Source organism: Rhizobacter sp. P2_H2 (assembly GCF_056403375.1).
In genome coordinates this window covers 1-2,903 of sequence record NZ_JBFUFP010000710.1, presented here as the reverse complement: position 1 = coordinate 2,903, position 2,903 = coordinate 1, and the positions used below count along the sequence as shown (strand labels likewise).

Annotated in this window: 2 protein-coding genes and 1 pseudogene; 2 read left to right on the top strand and 1 reads right to left on the bottom strand. The window is 70.4% G+C overall.

The window, feature by feature from the left end:
• Positions 1-301 (top strand): annotated as a pseudogene (locus tag AC1D15_RS25075) (bifunctional protein-serine/threonine kinase/phosphatase); the annotation flags it as partial.
• 5 nt (positions 302-306) lie between these two features.
• On the opposite strand, the gene AC1D15_RS25070 reads toward AC1D15_RS25075, so the two are convergent.
• Positions 307-1,584, bottom strand: coding sequence for an MFS transporter (locus tag AC1D15_RS25070; protein ID WP_477828112.1), 1,278 nt, complete (start codon positions 1,582-1,584; stop codon positions 307-309).
• Positions 1,585-1,819: 235 nt separating this feature from the next.
• On the opposite strand from AC1D15_RS25070, the gene AC1D15_RS25065 reads away from it, so the two are divergent.
• Positions 1,820-2,903, top strand: a 1,084-nt coding sequence (locus AC1D15_RS25065) for an ANTAR domain-containing protein (protein WP_477828111.1), incomplete at its 3' end; no start/stop codon positions are given.

The window sequence follows — 2,903 nt, the reverse complement described above, 5'->3', positions numbered from 1 at the left end:
GCCCTACCAGCGCGGGCGCTTCCGCAGCGATCCGAAGCCGCCGTCGCGGCTGCGCCCCGAGGTGCCGATCTGGCTCGACCATGTCGTGCTGAAGGCGGTGGCGCTCGATGCCCGCCAGCGTTTCGAGACCGCCGAGGAGCTGCTGCTCGCGCTGCAGCGCGGCGCCTCGCGCCAGCTCGCCGCGCCGCCCGCCACGCCGCTCGCGCAGCGCGATCCGCGGCTGCTCGGCCGCATCGCGCTCTGCGTCTCGGTGCTGCTGAACCTGCTGCTCATCTACTGGCTGCTGTTCCTGCCGCGCTGAATCGCTCATGGCCTGGCCTTCTGCGGCTGCAGCCGCGTCGTGCGCAGCCCGATGTCGGCCGGCTCGGCCACCGGCCGCGCCCGCCCACCCTTCTCGGCCCAGGTGCGCGTCCAGCGGATCTGCAGCGCCCGCATCACCGCCAGCATCACCAGCGCCAGCATGGCGAACAGCACGAAGCCCCAGGCATAGGTGCCGAGGTACTGCTTCGACAGCCCCATCGCGTTCGGCACCAGCCCGCCGCCCAGTGCGCCGATCTCGCCGATCATCGAACCGGCCACCGCGGTGGCCATCGGCCAGCGCAGCGGCACCAGCTGGAACAGCGCGCCGTTGCCCGCGCCGAGGGCCGCGAAGCACAGCATCAGCAGCAGCGTCGTGACCACCAGCGAGCCGGTCGACAGGCYGGTCAGCAGCAGGCAGGCGGCCACCACCACCAGCACCAGCGTCAGCGTGTTGACGCCGCCCCAGCGGTCGGAGAGCCAGCCGCCCACCACGCGCAGCGCCGCGCCCATGAAGGCGGCCAGCATCGTCAGCTGCCCCGCCTGCACCTTGCTGACGCCGAACTGGTCGTGGTAATAGGACGGCAGGAAGGTCGTGAGCCCGATGAAGCCGCCGAAGGTCACCGCATAGATCAGGCTGAAGGCCCAGCCGTCGCCCTCGAACAGGCAGGCGACGTGCTCGCGCAGGCTCGCATGGCTGTCGACATCGGGCGGTTCCTTCGCGAGCAGGATCATCACCAGCATCGGGATGGCGATCGCCGCGGCTGCGACGCCGTACACCGCCTGCCAGCCCAGCCACTGCGCGAGCGGCGGGGCCACCAGCACCGACACCGCGGTGCCGACGTTGCCGGCGCCCACCAGCCCCATCGCGAGGCCCTTGTGCTGCGGCGGGAACCAGCCGGCGCCGAGCGACAGCGCGACGCCGAAGCTCGCGCCGGCGATGCCCAGCAGCACGCCCATCGCGAGCAGCTCGTTGAAGCTGTGCACGAAGAAGAAGCCGAACAGCATCGCCACCGCGATCAGGCCCATCTCGACCAGCGTGGCGCGCTTGCGGCCGATGTACTGCGCCAGCACGCCGAGCGGAAAGCGCATCAGCGCGCCGGCGATGATCGGCACCGACAGCATCAGGCCCTTCTGCGCCGGCGACAGCGAGAAGGTCTCGCTGATGAAGGGCGCCATCGCGCCGTTCAGCACCCAGATGCAGCAGGAGAACGCGAAATACAGGAAGGCCGCGAAGAGCGTCGGGCCGTGGCCCGCGCGCAGGAAACTCTTGAACGAGGTTGACATGTGCAGCGCCGAAGCTGTTGGCACATGAATGCGCACTTCGTCGTGAGCATCACCCGCGGTGCGGAGGCAAGGTCGGGTGCAGCGTCACACCCGACGCATGCGTTGCAAGCGCCATGCCAGCGATGCGGCCCGTCGTGCGGCCCCCCGCGCTGGTATGGTTCGTTCCTTGCACGATGCGTCGTGCTTTCTCCTCTGTCGAACCTCTTCTGCCAACGTTCTGCCGAACCGGCTTTCCATGACTTCTGCCCTGATCCTGCTCGGCCCCTCCCAGGGCCTGCCTGCCTTGCAGGCCGACCTGCAATCGAGCGGGATTCACGTGCTTGGTGCGGTGGGCTGCGGCAACTTGGTGCGGGAATCGATCCGGCTCGAGCCGGATGTGGTCGTTTGTCACGACGCGCCGGCCGACGCGGCGGTGTTCGAGGCCTGCGCGCTGCTGGCCGCCACCGCGCCGCGGCCGGTGGTGCTGTTCACGCAGGATCCCGATGCGCAGAAGATCGAGCGCGCACTCGACAGCGGCATCCACGCCTACGTCGTCAACGGCTATGCGCCGGCCCGGCTGCGGCCGGTGCTGCAGCTCGCGCAGGCGCGCTGCGCGCTCGAGCAGAAGCGGCAGGCCGCGCTCGACGACGTGACGCACCGCTTCGAGGAACGCAAGCTGGTGGATCGCGCCAAGGGCATCCTGATGCGCGCCCGCCAGGTGTCCGAGGACGAGGCCTTCCGCGTGCTGCGCACGGCGTCGATGCACAGCAACCAGCGTGTCGGCCAGGTGTCGCAGCAGGTGATCGAGGCGGCGCGCTATGCCGAGGCGGTGAACCGGGCCGGGCAGCTGCGCATGCTGTCGCAGCGCATCGTCAAGCTGTATGCGCTGAGCGCGCTGGGCGTCGACAGCGGCGCGCATGCCGGGCTGCTGGACGAATCGTGCGCACGCGTCGATGCCAACGTGGTGGCGTTGCGCAAGGCGGTGTCGCAGGCCACCTTCGGCGACCTGCTGAGCGCGGTCGAGGTGCCGTGGCAGCGGCTGAAGGCGGCGCTCGCCGACCCGCCGCAGCGCGGCCGGGTGGCCGATGTCGACGTGCTGGCCGAGCGCGTTCTCCAGCAGGCCGACCAGCTCACCAGCAACCTGGAGACGGCCGGGCTGGTGGCCACGCTGCACGTGCTGAACGTCTGTGGCCGCCAGCGCATGCTGTCGCAGCGCTGGGCCAAGCAGGTGCTGCTGGGCGAGCTGCTCGAGGGAGACGGGGCGGTACGGGCGAAGGCACTGGCCGACGAGGCCGGCGCCGCGTTCGACGAGGCGATGCGTTACCTCGACGACATCCCGC